This window comes from Aeromonas aquatilis (genome assembly GCF_054052405.1).
The window spans coordinates 40616-54823 of sequence record NZ_JBSTYP010000016.1 but is presented as its reverse complement, the minus strand read 5'-3'; the positions used below and the strand labels follow the sequence as shown (position 1 = coordinate 54823).

General features: G+C 57.7%; 11 protein-coding genes. 6 read left to right on the top strand and 5 right to left on the bottom strand.

What is annotated here, in order from left to right; translation table 11 throughout:
- Window positions 1–105: 105 nt before the first annotated feature.
- The 4 genes from ACW5W8_RS08270 to ACW5W8_RS08255 all read left to right on the top strand — a co-directional run bounded on the left by ACW5W8_RS08270 (window position 106) and on the right by ACW5W8_RS08255 (window position 2959).
- Window positions 106–705: a thiol:disulfide interchange protein DsbA/DsbL gene (locus ACW5W8_RS08270; RefSeq protein ID WP_498627294.1), complete on the top strand. Its 600-nt coding sequence runs from the start codon at window positions 106–108 to the stop codon at window positions 703–705.
- A 178-nt stretch (window positions 706–883) separates the two neighbouring features.
- Window positions 884–1087 carry an excisionase family protein gene (gene xisR / locus ACW5W8_RS08265; protein ID WP_139437731.1) on the top strand — a complete coding sequence of 68 codons (204 nt, stop codon included), beginning with the start codon at window positions 884–886 and terminating at the stop codon, window positions 1085–1087.
- On the top strand, window positions 1063–2337 hold the full coding sequence (locus ACW5W8_RS08260) for an Arm DNA-binding domain-containing protein (RefSeq protein ID WP_429073409.1): 1275 nt from the start codon (window positions 1063–1065) through the stop codon (window positions 2335–2337). Before xisR ends, ACW5W8_RS08260 begins: the two co-directional genes overlap by 25 nt.
- Window positions 2338–2377: 40 nt before the next feature.
- Window positions 2378–2959, top strand: coding sequence for a Maf family protein (locus ACW5W8_RS08255; protein WP_431361818.1), 582 nt, complete (start codon window positions 2378–2380; stop codon window positions 2957–2959).
- Between the two features lie 101 nt (window positions 2960–3060).
- On the opposite strand, the gene ACW5W8_RS08250 is transcribed toward ACW5W8_RS08255, so the two are convergent.
- Window positions 3061–3723: an HAD family hydrolase gene (locus ACW5W8_RS08250; protein WP_498627293.1), complete on the bottom strand. Its 663-nt coding sequence runs from the start codon at window positions 3721–3723 to the stop codon at window positions 3061–3063.
- A complete protein-coding gene (gene rluC, locus ACW5W8_RS08245) occupies window positions 3723–4667 on the bottom strand; it encodes a 23S rRNA pseudouridine(955/2504/2580) synthase RluC (RefSeq protein ID WP_498627291.1) in 945 nt (314 codons plus the stop codon). The genes ACW5W8_RS08250 and rluC overlap by 1 nt, the downstream gene beginning before the upstream one ends.
- Before the next feature lie 413 nt (window positions 4668–5080).
- Between rluC and rne the strand changes: the two genes are divergently transcribed.
- Window positions 5081–8131, top strand: a complete 3051-nt coding sequence (gene rne / locus ACW5W8_RS08240) for a ribonuclease E (protein ID WP_498627290.1) — start codon at window positions 5081–5083, stop codon at window positions 8129–8131.
- Window positions 8132–8857: 726 nt separating this feature from the next.
- On the opposite strand, the gene fruA is transcribed toward rne, so the two are convergent.
- From fruA to fruB, 3 genes are read right to left on the bottom strand one after another with little or no spacing between them, the layout of a single operon-like run.
- Entirely contained in the window at window positions 8858–10594 is a 1737-nt protein-coding gene (gene fruA, locus ACW5W8_RS08235) for a PTS fructose transporter subunit IIBC (protein WP_498627289.1), read from the bottom strand.
- Window positions 10591–11580: a 1-phosphofructokinase gene (pfkB, locus tag ACW5W8_RS08230; RefSeq protein WP_498627288.1), complete on the bottom strand. Its 990-nt coding sequence runs from the start codon at window positions 11578–11580 to the stop codon at window positions 10591–10593. Before pfkB ends, fruA begins: the two co-directional genes overlap by 4 nt.
- The gene (gene fruB / locus ACW5W8_RS08225) at window positions 11580–12695 is read right to left on the bottom strand and encodes a fused PTS fructose transporter subunit IIA/HPr protein (protein ID WP_498627287.1); all 1116 of its coding nucleotides are present in this window, start codon (window positions 12693–12695) and stop codon (window positions 11580–11582) included. The genes pfkB and fruB overlap by 1 nt, the downstream gene beginning before the upstream one ends.
- Before the next feature lie 296 nt (window positions 12696–12991).
- Here fruB and cra point away from each other — a divergent pair, with 296 nt between their 5' ends.
- Window positions 12992–13978: a catabolite repressor/activator gene (cra, locus tag ACW5W8_RS08220; RefSeq protein WP_498627285.1), complete on the top strand. Its 987-nt coding sequence runs from the start codon at window positions 12992–12994 to the stop codon at window positions 13976–13978.
- The last annotated feature ends 230 nt before the right edge of the window (window positions 13979–14208 follow it).

The following is a 14208-nucleotide window of genomic DNA, read 5'->3' as shown; positions in this document are numbered from 1 at the left end:
CCCACTGAAATCAAGGTGGTGAAAGCAAGCGTTGAAAGTTGACCATTGATAAATAAGTCACTAACCTTTCGCGCTCAATTATTTAGCCAACGATTAAAGTGAGTCATGATGAAAAAGATTGCAGGCATGCTTGCCACTCTGCTGTTGTGTTTCCAAGTTTCAGCCGCACCAGAGTTCCAAGAAGGCAAACACTACGACGTGTTGTCACAGCCGAAGAGTGAACAACCCGAAGTCTTGGAGTTTTTCTCCTACTTTTGCCCCACCTGCGGCCGTTTTGAACCCATTGTTGGCGAGCTCAAAGCAAACCTGCCACAAAATGTGCCGTTCAAAAAAGTACCGGTCTCTTTCCTGGGACGAGAAATGGGAGCAGAAACACAGCGCGCCTTTGCTGTTGCCGATGAGCTCCAGGTGGAAGACAAGGTGACCCCCCTGCTGTTTAACAATGTCCGCACGCTGCGTAACCGTGACGATGTTCGCCAGACCTTCATCAAGGCTGGTGTACCTGCAGCCCACTTCGACGATACCGTGGATAGTTTTGCCATCTCGGGCAAAACCGCACAATACGACGCGATGGTCAGTCGCTATAAGCTGCGTGGCGTTCCTGCATTCATCGTCAATGGTAAATACATGGTGAAGCTGGAATCCATCACCTCCCAGGCTCACTTTCAATCACTGGTTCTGTTTTTGCTCAGCAAAAACGACTAATCCCACTTTCAACACCATCGAACGGGGGCATCATTGCCCCCGCGCTGTATCCCCCTCCGATTTGACGGCCCTTCCATCAAGATTACATGGTTGAGATCCTCCTCCCGCATGAAGATCCCGCCATGTTGCCGCCCCAGACAAACCTGAATGACATATCCAGACTGCTGAGGAACCAAACATGCATCAATTCGCCTATCCCTGTGCTAAATGGGTAAGACCTAAGCTTTTTGCTGAACTGACGGGAATGACTGAAAAAGCCGCCGAAGGACGGCGCCTGAAAGGAGAATGGCCAGAAGGCCGCATCTGGTGTTATGCCCCGGATCGCCAGGTCCGCTACAACATAGTGGAGTACGACAAATGGGTCGAATCGCAGCTGATCTAGCTATCAAAACCAAAGGATTGGAGATCCATGGCAAAAAGTTGCGATTGAACTTTTCGTATAAAGGCATCCGCTGCCGGGAGGTCTTGAACCTCCCCATTACGAAGACCAACGTAAAGTTTGCCGAAAACAAGCTGGCGAGTATCCATTACGAAATCGCCACCAATACCTTCAATTACGCAAGACACTTCCCTGATAGCAAAGCGCTATCCCGATTCGAGCCAGCACAACAAAACCCCACACTGTGGGAGGCATATCTGACGTACTGGGCCCTCCATGGCCCCAGCCTCAAACCCACCACACAAGCCTCATACCCGTATAGCCTGAAAACCTGCATCAAGATCCTGGGGGCTGACCGAAAACTCTCCACATTACTACCGTTGGACTTACAACTACTGAGAAATACCCTGAGCACGAACCGTAAGCCGAGAACCATAAACCTCTGCATGGCTCGCTTTCGCCAGATGCTGGCTTGGTGTGAAAAGAATAATTTCGGTAAAGAAGGCTCGACTCTCTCAAAGCAATTTGAGTATGTCCCTGTTGGGAAAGGCAGCAGTGCTGATCCCTTTGAGTTTGATGAGTTCCAGCGGTTGCTAAAAGCCTGCAAAGACGAACAGCAACGCAATATGATTACACTCGCCATCTACACGGGTCTTCGAACCGGTGAATTACGTTCGCTGGCGTGGGAAGATATCGATCTGCAAAAGAAGGTGATGCTGATCCGTCGAAACTCCGATGACATGGCCAAATATTTCAAATTGCCAAAAACGGGGGAAACCAGAATTGTTGATTTGCAGCCGCCAGTAATTGAGGCGCTCAGATCACAGCAGTTGTTCACCTTCATGTTACCGGCCTATGAGATCAACGTGGATGTCGATGATGGATGGGAAAGGTTCTGGCTCAGGCCGGTCTTCTGCCCATCAGACCCGGCGCACAACAACTTGGTCGAAAAATTCTATAGCGCCGCGGCGATCAGCAAAATGTGGAGGGGAGTGATCAGGGTATCCGGCGTTCGCTATCGCAGGTTCTACCAGCTTCGCCATACCTATGCCTCTTGGAATCTGACATCACATGGTAATCTTGCCTATATTGCCACCCAAATGGGCCACAAGAACCTTGAAATGCTGCAGCGGGTATATGGAAAATGGCTCGACTCGGCGAATAAACCAGAGGCACAACGGATCTGGGAACAGATGCAGTCAAAAGGGCTTTTTGCCCCAATGACGCCCCAGCCGGATAAAAACAAGCTGTAAACCATTGAAACAAAATAACATTTCATCACGGTACCGAATCATGCCACAGAATCTGATCCTCGCCTCAACTTCTCGCTATCGCAAAGCCCTGCTGGAGAAGCTCGGTCTCCCCTTTGAATGTGCAGCCCCCGATGTGGATGAGCGACCGTTGGCTGGCGAATCCGCCGACGCGCTGGTGGCCAGACTGGCCCGTGCCAAGGCAGATGCTGTCGCCCAACATCGTGATCATGGATTGATCATCGGTTCTGATCAGGTATGTGTCTGCGATGGACGCATCCTCGGCAAACCTGGCTCCATCGACAATGCCATCGCCCAGCTGATGGCGGCTCAAGGTCGCAGTGTCACCTTCTACACCGGCCTGTGCGTGGTGAATGCCACAACCGGTGAGGCTCATCAACTGGTGGAACCTTTCACCGTCCATTTTCGCAACCTCGATGAAGCCGCCATTCGCCGCTATGTAGAGGCAGAATTGCCCCTAGATTGTGCGGGTAGCTTCAAGTGTGAAGGGATGGGGATCGTTCTGTTCAAGGGGCTGGAGGGGCGCGACCCTAACGCCTTGATCGGTCTGCCACTGATCGGCCTGATCGAACTGCTGGAGCGCCACGGTATTGCCCTGCCCTGATTGCGGGTAAATAGATAAGCTAGATCGAGGATATAAAAAGCCCGGTCAATACACCGGGCTTCTGTTATCAATTAGATTGATGTCTCTTAAAAGAGAGGCGTCTACAACAGCGCGTGAAGAGCCGTCATGGAGTCCACCACCGCTACAGGTCCGTGACGACTGAGAGCATCACTACTATCCACCCCCCAGGTGACACCAATGCGCGGCATGGCGATCGCCTCGGCCATCGCCATATCGTGAACAGAGTCGCCGATCATCACGGCCTGCCGAGCTGAAAACCCCAGCTCGTCCAGGATCTGCTCAAGCATCAGCGGATCAGGTTTGGAGCGAGCCTCATCGGCCCCTCGGCTGGTCACAAACAACGGGTGCAGCCCGGTCTCATCCAATACCCGATCCAGCCCACGGCGTGATTTGCCGGTAGCGACGGCCAGTTGTAGCCCTCGTGACTGCCAGTCATGTAGCAACTCACCTGCCCCGGCAAACAGCGGGCTGGGGGTAGCGTCGTGCAGATAGTGATGACGATAGCGATCGATGAGTGCGGCGATCTGGCGCTCATCTCTGGTAGCGCCACTGTCACTGCATAAGGGGAACAGACGGGACATGGCGACATCGAGGCTCAATCCGATGATCTGCCGGATCTGGGCTGGTGCAGGTACCGCCAGTTCACAATCTCTGGCGGCCCCCTGCACACAGGCCACAATCCGGCCCACCGAATCCATCAGGGTACCGTCCCAATCGAAAATGGCGAGCCGGATATCCTGCATCAGCGTGACAAGCTGTTGAGGAAGTTGTCGAGTTCAGGTGCCAGCGGCGCTTCTACCTGCATCTCGCGACCATCGGCCGGATGGGTGAAACTGAGCTTCCAGGCATGCAAAAAGAGCCGTTTCAGCCCTTGGCTGCGCATTTTCTCGTCAAACGCCGCTTCACCGTACTTATCGTCACAGGCGATCGGATGACCGGCATGCAGGGTATGCACGCGGATCTGGTGGGTACGGCCAGTGATGGGGCTACATTCGACCAGAGTCGCTTCGGCAAATTGACGCACGATGCGGAACCGGGTTTCGGAGGGCTTGCCATCGGCACTGACCCGCACCACCCGTTCACCGGATTGCAGATCGTTTTTGCGCAGCGGGGCATTGACCACCTTGACGTGAGCCTGCCACTTGCCACGCACCAGCGCCAGATACTGCTTGCGCATGGTCTTGACGCGCAACTGCTCATGCAGGCTGCGCAGGACGCTGCGTTTTTTGGCAACCAGCAATACACCAGAGGTGTCGCGATCCAGTCGATGAACCAATTCGAGGAAACGGGCTTCCGGACGCAGGGCTCGCAGCCCTTCAATCACGCCAAAGCTCAGACCGCTGCCACCGTGTACTGCCATGCCGGAGGGCTTGTTCAACACGATCATGGCATCGTCTTCGAACAGGATCTGGCTCTCCAGACGCTGGATAACACCGAGGTTGGCCGATGGCAGCTCATTCTTCTCGGCAACGCGTACGGGGGGTACCCGCACCTCGTCACCTGCGCAGAGTTTGTACTCCGGTTTGATGCGCTTTTTGTTTACTCGCACTTCACCTTTGCGAAGGATGCGATAGATCAGGCTCTTGGGGACGCCCTTTAGCTGAGTCTTGAGAAAATTGTCGATGCGCTGCCCGTCATGCTCAGCTTCGATGGTGAGCAGCTGCACTTGTTGTTGTATCTGTGTCATGGCGCGGATTTTAACACTGCCTGCGCCCCTTGGCTGCATGGTTTGTTGAAAAATGGCACCTTGCTATAAAAGAGGTTTAAATGGGATAATAAACAAGGTTTTGTCATTGTGTTCAAGCCTTGTACTAAGTGGCCAAAATGTATGCCACCCAATCCCGAAACACCGTGTATACAAGAACATGACGGTTCCCGGGTGCGAGGTACAACGCATGGAGAACACAAACATCACCGTTTATTTGTCTCCATTTCGGCATCCTTATTCATTCCTTCTCGAGAAGTGATGACCAGAACGCCCTTAGTTTGCGCCTCATGCATACCCCAACCGGGAGGTTGCCCCAGTATGCTGAAGACCCGAGGCCGGCGCTGGCAGGACCCAGATGGAGGAAATCAAAATGACACAATAATGAGAACTCAATGAAAAGAATGCTTATCAACGCAACTCAAGAAGAGGAGTTGCGCGTAGCGCTGGTTGACGGACAACAGCTCTACGATTTGGATATTGAAAGTCCGGGACACGAGCAGAAAAAAGCGAACATTTACAAAGGTAAGATCACCCGCGTAGAACCCAGCCTTGAAGCTGCTTTTGTTGACTACGGCGCCGAGCGCCACGGTTTCCTGCCGTTGAAGGAGATCGCCCGCAATTACTTCCCCTCCGGTTACTCCTATCAGGGTCGTCCCAACATCAAAGAAGTGGTCCGCGAAGGTCAGGAAGTTATCGTCCAGATCGACAAGGAAGAGCGTGGCACCAAGGGTGCAGCCCTCACCACCTTTATCAGCCTGGCAGGTAGCTACCTGGTGCTGATGCCCAACAACCCCCGCGCCGGTGGTATCTCCCGCCGCATCGAGGGTGATGAGCGGACCGAACTGAAAGAAGCCCTGAGCGGATTGACCGTGCCGGAAGGCATGGGCCTGATCGTGCGTACCGCCGGTGTGGGCAAGTCTCCGGAAGAGCTGGAGTGGGATTTGAACGTCCTGCTCAACCACTGGGACTCCATCCACAAGGCCTCTCAGGAGCGCGCTGCGCCGGTGCTGATCCACCAGGAAAGCAACGTCATCGTGCGTGCCATCCGTGACTATCTGCGTCGCGATGTGGGCGAGATCCTGATCGACAATCCGGTGATTTTCGAACGCGCCAAGGCCCATATCGAGCTGGTACGTCCCGATTTTCTCAACCGTGTGAAGCTGTACAAGGGTGAAGTAGCCCTGTTCAACCACTTCCAGATTGAGAGCCAGATCGAGTCAGCCTTCCAGCGTGAAGTGCGCCTCCCCTCCGGCGGCAGCATCGTTATCGATCCGACCGAAGCCTTGACCTCCATCGATATCAACTCCTCCCGCGCCACCAAGGGCGGCGATATCGAAGAGACTGCGCTGCAAACCAACCTGGAAGCGGCCGATGAAATTGCCCGTCAATTGCGTCTGCGCGACCTGGGTGGCCTGATCGTTATCGACTTCATCGACATGACGCCGGTTCGCCATCAGCGCGAAGTGGAAAACCGTCTGCGTGAAGCGGTTCATCAGGATCGCGCCCGCATCCAACTGGGTCGGATCTCCCGTTTCGGTCTGCTAGAGATGTCTCGCCAGCGTCTGCGCCCCTCCCTCAACGAGTCCAGCAGCCACATCTGCCCCCGTTGCCAGGGTCAAGGCGTGATCCGTGACAACGAATCCCTCGCCCTGTCCATCCTGCGTCTCATCGAAGAAGAGGCCATGAAGGACAACACCGAGCAGGTTCACGGCCAAGTGCCGGTGGATGTTGCCGCCTATCTGCTTAACGAGAAGCGTGCTGCCATCGCCAGTCTGGAGCAGCGCAATGATGTGCGTGTTTACATCATTCCGAACCAGCATCTGGAAACCCCGCACTACGAAGTGACCCGCATTCGTCAGAACGAGATCCCGGAAGCGGCCAGCTATGAGCTGAAAACCGAGATTGCCAAGCCGGTCTACCAGCCGAAGCAAGCTCAGGTGATCGAGCGTGAGCAACCGCTGCTGCAAGGCTTTGCCCAACCGGCACAACCGGCCCCTGTTGCACCGCAACAGCCGGCGGCTCCCGTTGCTACGGCCCCTGCCGAAGCCGGCTTCTTCAGCAAGCTGATCAAAGGCATTACCGGCCTGTTCAGCAGCGATGCAGCCCCTGCCGACGTGAAAGCTCCCTCCGAGAAACCTGCAGCTCGTGAAGCACGCAAGGATGAAGGTCAACGTCACCAGCGCGAAGAAGGCCGCGGCCGTGGTCAGCGTCCTCGTCGTGACGACAACCGTGGCAACCGCAACAATGCGGAAGCGGGCGAGAAGCGTGAAGGTGGCAACCGCGAAGCCGGTGAAAACCGCAATCGCCGTCCCCGCAAAGAGCGTGAGCCCCGTCAGGAACGTGAAGCACGTAGTGAGACCCGTGGTGAAGTGCGCAGCGAACAGCGCATGGAACGTGAACCTCGTCAGGAGCGCGAGCCTCGCGAACCTCGTCAAGAGCGTGCGCCACGTCCTGCCCGTGAACCGCGTGCTCCCCGTGAGCCGCGCGCCGAGGTCGTAGTTGAAGCGGTAGAAGCCGTTGATGCAGTCGTCATCGAGCCGCGTCAGGAAAAAGAGCAGAAAGTGGCCGAGCGCCGCGAACGTCGTCAACTGCGCAAGCAGATCCGCGTCGATGTCGCCGCTGCTGACACCCCTGCCCTGGCTGTTGACGATGCAGCCGTGCAAGCTGAGGGGATCGATACCACCGTAGGTAACGAACAGGAAGAGCAGAGTGAAGGCCAGCGCCGTTCACGCCGCACTCCACGCAGCCAGCGTATCGAAGGCCAGCGCCGCAAGCGCATCAACGAAGATGCCCGCAGCCAACGTGACGAAGAACAGCAAGATACCACCACTCTGACCACCGCTGCCCAGGCAGATATTGCCAAAGCACAGGTTGAAGAGCCGGTAGTGCCTGTTGTTACCATCCCGAGCGCTGAAGCCGTCGCTGCAGCCCTGCAAGCCTCTGCCGCACTGACCGAGCATGTGGTTGTCGAAGCCGTTGCTGAAGAAGCTGCCGAACAGGCCGAAACCCAGGTTGAAGCAACTCAAGCCGATGTGGCCGCGAGCCCGGTTGTTGAAGCTGTCGCTGAGGTTGTAGTTGCCGCAGAACCAGAAGTAGCCCAGGTCGCTGCGCCGGCTGCCGAAGTAGTCACCGCTACCGTGGTTGAAACCGCACACGTTGTTGAAACAGCTCCGGTTATTGAAGCCGCAGTTATCGAAACACCAGCCGTTGTGGTGGAAGAGGCGCCGGTCGTTACCAAACAGGTCGCACACGGTACTGGCTTGCTGGCTCGTGCCCGCAAGGCATCCGCGCCTATGGCAACCCCTGCCGAAGCCCCTGCCCTGCCTGCCCGTGAGCCGGTGAACTACCCGCCACTGGTACGTAACGAGGTGAGCACATCTGGTCGCCATGGCGGCAGCACGGCTGCCGTCAACGTGGCAACCAGTCCTGCTGGTCGTCCGTAACCGACCCGGGTTAACCCCATAACAAAAGCCACACCGACCGGTGTGGCTTTTTTCTTTATCCTCTATCGCCGCTTCCGATCCCTTTAGCCTTCCCTCAATAGCAGTCGCTACCGCTGCATGTTATCTCTCTAACGGGCCCTCCCGCTTAGTTTGTTCGCTTTTTCGATGCGTAACTCCGGGGTTAGGTGTTGGCCAGAGATGTTGACTAATTCAACAGCTTGTATAGTGTTCTCAAATCCTTGTTTGTTGGCATATGAATTGAATTTATCAGTGATCACTCTGCGTTTTTGCTGCTGCATTAATCGTTAATACCTGGCCCTATTGCCCCATCACATACCATCTTCATGTAGCACGATGACATTCTGGAGCGGTCTTAACTGCAATATTTGTTCTCTCCAGCATCCTTATATGCCTACGCCCCCAGTATTAGAGTGGAATTGATCGCATTGATTTTGTCATCCAGTCGCTCGCATATGTGACTATATAGGCTCAGCTGCACTTGCGAGCCTCAATCCCTTGCGTAACAAATATCCAGGCATGGGAGGATGAGTGATACCTGCCAAGTCCCCTGCCCCACACAATGAATACCTGGCGTCTGTCTTGGCGTTGTTCTGGCCTACAAACGGAACGAACATGGAATGATCCATTTAGCGTGGCATATAAAAATGCCGCCCGGTCTCACAACCGGGCGGCATTGAACTGCTTGCTTTAAAAGTGGAAGGGCTATCAGGCTGTCGCCAGCTTGGCCTGCTCTTCGCCGCGCTTGAGCATGGCGTAGGAGACGCCGGTCAGCAGCGAGCCTGCTGCAATCGCCACGATATACATCATGACGTTACTGATGGCGTGCGGGATGAACAGCACGAACAGACCACCGTGAGGCGCCATCAGTTCGCAGCCGAACAGCATGGAGAGCGCACCGGTCAGGGCGCCGCCAACCATACAAGCCGGGATAACGCGCATCGGATCCTTGGCGGCAAACGGAATGGCCCCCTCGGAGATGAAGCACAGACCCAGTACAAAGGAGGCTTTACCCGCTTCCTGCTCCGCCTTGATGAACTTGGTACGGGCCAGGAAGGTGGCGATCCCCATCCCCAGCGCCGGCACCATACCGGCGGCCATCACGGCTGCCATCGGGGCGTAGGTTTTGGAGGCCAGCAGGCCGACCCCGAAGGCGTAGGCTGCCTTGTTGACCGGGCCGCCCATATCGAAGCACATCATGGCGCCGATGATGACACCCAACAGCACGGCGTTGGCGGAGCCCATGTTGTTGAGGAAGGTGGTCATGGCATTCATGATGCCGGCCACCGGGCCACCCACCACATAGATCATCACCAGACCGGTAAAGAGGCTGGCAAAGAGTGGAATGATCAGAATGGGCTTGAGCGCTTCCAGGGTAGTCGGCAGGCGCACCTTGTCGCTCAGGTATTTGGCGCTGTAACCGGCCAGGAAACCGGCCACGATACCGCCAAGGAAACCGGCGCCCAGCGAGCTTGCCAGCATACCGCCGATCATGCCGGGAGCGAGACCCGGGCGGTCAGCGATGGAGTAGGCAATGTAACCGGCCAGCACCGGGATCATCAGGGCGAAGGCGGAGCCACCACCGATCTTCATCAGAGCGGCGGCCAGGGTGCCTTCCACCTTGAATGCCTCGATACCGAACACGAACGAGAGCGCGATGATAAGGCCGCCCGCCACCACCATCGGCAGCATGAAGGAGACACCGGTCAGCAAATGCTTGTAGGGGCCTGCTTTCTCTTCTTTTTTGGGTTGGCTGGCGCCACTGTGGCGATACAGTTTTGCTTCGTTCCACGCCTTGTCGAGCTCGGCGCGGGTTTTCTTCAGCGCAGCACTAGTGCTGGTGCGATAGACCGGCTTGCCATCGAAACGGGCCATGTCCACTTCGATGTCGGTGGCGAGGAACACCAGATCGGCGGATGCAATCTCCTCGGCGGTCAGGGCATTTTGGGCACCGACCGAGCCTTGGGTCTCGACACGGATCTGATAACCCAGCTGTTTGGCCATGGTCTCCAGCGCTTCTGCCGACATAAAGGTGTGGGCCACCCCGGTCGGACAGGCAGTCACCGCCACGATGCGCTTGCCTGCGGCGGCCGGTTTGGCGGCAGCATTGGCAACGGCGGAGGCGGCTTGATGGTGATAGAGGCTGGCGCCGTTGGCGGCGGCTTCCAGCAAGGCGGCCGGATCCTGCAGGGCGAGATCCATGCTGCCCTGATAGACTCGTTTGCCATCATAGGCAGCGAGAACCACCGGAGCACTGGCGACAACCAGCACCAGGTCAGCGGCGGCAATCTGATCCTTGTTCGGCACCTGGCGGGGCTGCACGCTGGAGCCGACGTCGAGGGTGAGTTCCCAGCCAGCCAGTTTGGCCTGTTGTTCTATCCGTTTTGCAGCGAGAAAGCTGGTGGCAATGCCCGCCGGGCAAGCCGTAACCAAGATTGCTTTCATTGGGCATCTCCTGAGTTTTCCATTGAGGGGGCATTGCACTGAACCGGTGCCAGCGCATCCAGACGCTCTACGCGCACCTGTTCAAGTAAAAAGTTGAGCACATTGATATCGTCAAAGCCGACCGCGACCTGACTGACCGCCAAGGCCGAGACGGCGGTGGCCAGCCGCAGGGTCTGCTCCGGCGTCCAGCCAAGGCTCAGACCATGGGCAAGACCGGCCACCAGGGAATCGCCAGCACCGACCGTGCTGACCACCTGCATCCGCGGCGGAATGGCTTGCCAAACGGCATCCTGGGCAAACCAGATGAGGCCATCGGCGCCGTTGGAGATCACCACGTTGGGGATGCCGCTTGCCTGCAGCGCGCGGGCACACTCGGCCTGCTCGCTCAGAGTCTTTATGGGGCGGCCCGCCCACTGGCTCAGCTCATCCAGATTGGGTTTGACTAGGGTCGGCGCCGCCTTGATCCCTTCGCTTAAGGCCGCGCCGCTGCAATCGAAGATCACCTGCTTACCCTTGGCCTTGAGCAAGCGGATCAGATGGGCGCAGTAATCGGGGGCCACCCCTTTGGGCAGGCTGCCCGCCAGCACGAACCACTCAGCATGCGCAGCCAGTTGGTCGATGGCCTGCTCCAGCGAGCTCACCTCCCCTTGCAGGATGGTGAGCCCCGGCAGGTTGAGATCGGTGACCCGACCGGATTGCTCGGAGATCTTGACGTTGATGCGGGTGCTGCCCGCGACGCGGACAAAGTGATCATCCAGCGCCCGCTCAGCAAACAGGGAGACAAAACTCTGTTCATTGTCAGCGCCCAGCCAACCAGTGACGCCCACGTCGCGGCCCAAGTCCTTGAGCACCATGGCGACGTTGATCCCCTTGCCTGCGGCACGCAGGTTGGCCTCGCTCACCAGATTGACCTCGCCCAGGCTCATCGCCTCAAGGCGAGTAGTGAGATCAAGGGCAGGGTTGAGAGTAATGGTGACAATCTTCATCAATGCGCCCCCTCGCCGAGACCGGCGGCGATCGCCTCACCGATCCCCTTGAGGGCCGCTTCGGCATCTGCCCCTTCGGCGCGAAATGCCAGACGGTGACCGCACTTGACGCCAAGGCCGATCACCTTCATCAGGCTCTTGGCGGAGACGGCCTCGCCGCTGCCATCCAGATTGGCCACCCGGATATCTGATTCAAACTCTTTGGCCACCTTGACCAGCATGGCACCCGGGCGAGCGTGCAACCCGTGAGGGTTGATGATGGTGAAAGTATCGGAAAGACCGCTCGCAGGCCCCGCCAGCAACATGGCCAACCCGTCGCTGCCCGCCAGCGTCGCCAGCTGACCAGCAGCCGCCAGTTTGGCCAGATTCTCCAGCTGCGGCAGATGGCCGCTATCTGCGGCACACAGCAGCAGCATGGCGCTGACCGGCAGCTCCCCTGCGCGAAGTTCGCTGCTAGGCGTTGCCAACACCCAGCCGGTCTGGGCCGATGCTGTTTGCAAAACATTGGCCCGCGCCAGCCAGATACCCTCGCCCAGATAGGCCGGTTCGCTTGCCAGCAGGGCGCTTACCATGGCGGCATCGCCCCAACCGGCGGATTTGGCGCGGGCGGCAGCGCCCAGCAACAGCTGGTCGCGATCATCGGCCGGGAAGTCGGCCAGAGTCAGGTATTGCACCTCTTTGGCAGCAGTGGCACCGGTCAGGATATTGATGATGGTGTCGGCGTCGGTGGCCTCTTTGAGCTGGGCTGCCGCCTGCTCGTCACCCAGCACATGGGTGAGCTGGCGCAAGATGCCCAGATGCTCGTCGGACTTGGCGGCGATGCCGATGGTGACGTAGGCGATCTGCCCCTCATCCCACTCGATGCCGTTGGGGAACTGGGCCACCATGACGCCGGTGCTCTGTACCAGATGACGGGTGTCGGTGGTGCCGTGGGGAATGGCGATGCCGCTGCCAAGATAGGTGGCATGCTGCGCTTCACGGGCCAGCATGCCATCGACATAGCCCGCCTCCACCAGACCGGCTTCGGTCAGTTTGCCTGCCAACAGGGCAATCGCCTCGGCCTTGGTCGCCACCGACTGCCCCAGCAAGATCTGCTCTCGCGCCAACTTCAACATAGAGACTCTCCATCAGGTTCCGGCCACGCCGGTACGTCACAATTGAACATTCGGATAACTCGCCAGCTGACAATAGACCCGAACACGGTTCACTGTGATCGGGGCCCGATTTTCAGGCCACTGGGTCTCTTCGTTGCTGACAGGCTGAATCGTTTCACTTACACTAAGACTGAATCGTTTCAGCGAATTGATCAAGTACCCACAAAGAGTGCTTTTCAATGATATGATCCCGCGCACACTTTTCGGTGCCCTTACCAGGCAGTGCCCGTGGGCCTAGCAACTCAAACAGAGCCAATATGATGAAACTGGATGAAATCGCCGCCCTCGCCGGTGTCTCGCGCACCACGGCCAGCTATGTGATCAATGGCAAAGCCGACCAATACCGCATCAGCCAGGCCACCCGTGACAAGGTGATGGCCGTCGTCACCGCCCACAACTACCAGCCGGACAGCCGCGCCGCCTCCCTACGTGGCGGCCAGACCAAGACCCTCGGCTTTATCCTGCCCGACCTTGAGAACGCCAGTTACGCCAAGCTGGCCAAACGGCTGGAACAGGGGGCGCGGGCGCAGGGGTATCAGCTGCTGATCGTCTGCTCGGAAGATGAGCCCGCCACAGAAAAAGAGCTGGCCCAGATGCTGGTGAGCCGCCATGTGGACGCCCTGCTGGTGGCCAGTTGCCTGCCGCCAGACGACCCCTTCTACGGCAAATTGCAGGCACAAGGCAGCCAGATCCTCGCCATCGACCGGGCGATGGCCGCCGACAAGTTCGTCACCGTCGCCAGTGAAAACGAGAAAGCGAGCTTTGATCTCACCAGCTCCCTGCTCACCCCGACTCTGCACCATATCGCCTTGATCACCGCGCTGCCGGCACTAACGATCAGTCAGGAGCGGAAAGCCGGTTTCGAGCAGGCGGTCGCCAGTCACATCGCGGCTCGCCACCTGTGCGAGGGGGATCACTTCTCTCGCCTTGAGGGGTATCGCCTGATCAAAGATCTGCACCAGCAGCTGGGTCAACTGCCCGAAGCGCTAATCACTACCTCCTATATCCTGATGGAGGGGGTACTCGACTACCTGTTGGAGCAGGAGATCGATATGAGCCAGCTTGCCATGGCCACCTTCGGGGACGATCGGCTGCTCGACTTCCTCCCCTTTGGCATCAACTCCCTGCCCCAGCAGCACGACGCGCTGGCCAACCAGGCGCTGGAGCTGGCACTCAAGGCGGTGAACGGCGAATACCAGAGCGGGCTGCACTATGTGAGCCGCACCCTCAAGCGCCGTCGCTAACCTGACCGCAGCAGACCCGATTTGCTGTCAATGGGTGGGCAAAGAGAACAGATGACAATAAGGCTGCCAGCATCGGCAGCCTTATTGTTTTCCCCCACAACCCTACCCGCCCGCTTTGCTTTCTCCACCCGTCTGACCGACTAAGCAACCGACCTCCACAACTCTTTTGCCTCTCAACGCCACGCCAACGTCAATACAACCCCCTCCCCGCGCCCCTATCCGTGCTGCTG